At 73.0% G+C, this 2,055-nt stretch carries 1 protein-coding gene; it reads left to right on the plus strand.

Going from position 1 to position 2,055, the window contains the following annotated elements:
* Positions 1 to 228: 228 nt before the first annotated feature.
* Positions 229 to 1,860 carry an MFS transporter gene (locus tag NBZ85_RS30650; RefSeq protein ID WP_261563371.1) on the plus strand — a complete coding sequence of 544 codons (1,632 nt, stop codon included), beginning with the start codon at positions 229 to 231 and terminating at the stop codon, positions 1,858 to 1,860.
* Positions 1,861 to 2,055: the final 195 nt, after the last annotated feature.

Genomic DNA, 2,055 nt, shown 5'->3' on the forward strand with positions numbered 1-2,055 from the left:
GGCCACCGCTGTGCTCCGCCACACGGGGGAATCGGGGCTCATCGGCGCGCGACGGGGACCCGCGGCCGCGACGAGGGGTGGGGCCTGACCTGCGGGTTTACGTATCGCGGTAGGTGGCGGTCCTCATGGGGGCAGTTGCGTGCATCGGTGAACCATCGTTCACTATGCTGGTGAACGGCGGTTCACCGACGTGGTGGCCGTTTCCGTATCGATCTCCCGAGGAGTCACGTGGACGAGCCTGCCGTGCATCCGGTCGGCGCCGCGGGAGGCTCCCCCGCCACCGCGGCGGGCGGTGGGCGTTCCCGGGAGCTCAGCGCCGTGCTGGGCGCCGGCGGGATCCTCACCGCGATCTCGCAGGTCTCGATCGTGCCGCTGCTGCCCGACCTGCCCCGACTCACCGGCGCGTCGGCGTCGAACGTCAGCTGGCTGCTCACCGTCACCCTGCTCGTGGGCGCCGTGGTCACGCCGCTGTTCGGCCGGGCGGGCGACATCTTCGGCAAGCGCCGGATGCTGCTGATCGCGCTCGGGATGCTCACCACCGGGTCGATCCTGTGCGCGCTGACGTCGAACATCTGGCTGCTGATCCCCGCCCGTGGCCTGCAGGGTGCCTGCCTCGCGGTCGTGCCGCTGTCGATCAGCATCCTGCGCGACGAACTGCCGCCCGAACGAGTGGGTTCGGCGGTCGCGTTGATGAGCGCCACCGTCGGGATCGGCGCGGCGCTCGGCGTCCCGTTCGCCTCCCTGATCATCGAGTTCGCCGACTGGCACGTCATGTTCTGGGTCACCGGTGGGCTCGGACTGGCCGATCTGATCCTCGCCGCGCTGCTCGTGCGCGAGTCGAAGGTCCGCACCCCCGCCCGCTTCGACATCCCCGGCGCGGTCGGGTTGGCCCTCGGTCTGCTGTGCCTGCTGCTCGCCCTGTCCAAGGCGGCCGACTGGGGCTTCACCAGCCCCCGCTTCGGCGTCCTGATCCTCGCGGCCGTGGTGATCCTCGCCGGCTGGACCCGCTGGCAGCTTCGCGTCGCCGAACCGCTGGTCGACCTGCGCCTGGCGCGGCGGCCCGCGGTACTCGCCACGAACGCCGCGGCGCTGCTGATCGGCTTCTCCTTCTACGCCAACTCACTGTCCACCGCCCAGCTCGTCCAGGTCCCGACCGAGACCGGCTACGGCCTGGGCCTGTCGGTGTTCGCCAGCGGCCTGTGCCTGCTGCCCGGCGGCGTGGCGATGTTCGCCCTGTCACCGGTCGCGGCGCGCATCACCGCCTCCCGCGGCCCGCGGACCACCCTGCTGCTCGGCGCGTCCGCGCTGGTGTTCGGCTATCTGCTGCGCCTGTTCACCAGCGAGAACCTGCCGATGATCGTGGCGGGGGCGGCGGTGGTCGCCGCCGGGACGGCGCTGGCCTACTCGGCCATGCCGATGCTGATCATGAACGCGGTTCCCCGCACCCAGACGGCCGCGGCCAACGGCCTCAACGTCCTGCTGCGCACGGTCGGGCAGGCGTTGTGCAGCGCCGCGGTCGCCACGCTGCTCAGCCACCTCACGATGACGACCTCGGTGGGGGCGGTGCCGAGCCTCGGCGCCTTCCAGACCGTCTTCGCGATGGCCGGCGTGGTCGGGGCGCTCGCCCTCGGAGTGGGCTGCCTGGTGCCCGCCCGTGGCCATGCCGACATAGCCCTGCCCAGGCAGGCCGACGGCCCGCCGCGGACCGACGACCCCGCCCCCGCGGACGGCGTTTGCGTTGACGGCGAGCGCGTTGACGGCGAGCGGATGGTCGGGCGGGTGCCTCGGCCGCGGCGACACCGGGCCGCGCACCGGTCCGGCTGGCGTGGCAAGGACGGCAGGGTGACGACCACGGGGTGACGGCGGCACGGTGACGGCGGCGGCGTGGCGAAACTGTGATGCCCGGCGGACCCGACGGTGCCGGGGTGGGTACGGTGCGGCGCCGGTGAGCGGTAGCGTGCAGGCTCAGGCGTCCCGGCCGCGGACGTCCGCCGCATCCCGGTACGGGCGGAGGACCGGACCATGACAAGCCCCTCGACCTCCCCGCTCACCACC

Source organism: Frankia tisae, assembly GCF_025403405.1.
GTDB classification, from domain to species: Bacteria; Actinomycetota; Actinomycetes; order Frankiales; family Frankiaceae; genus Frankia; species Frankia tisai.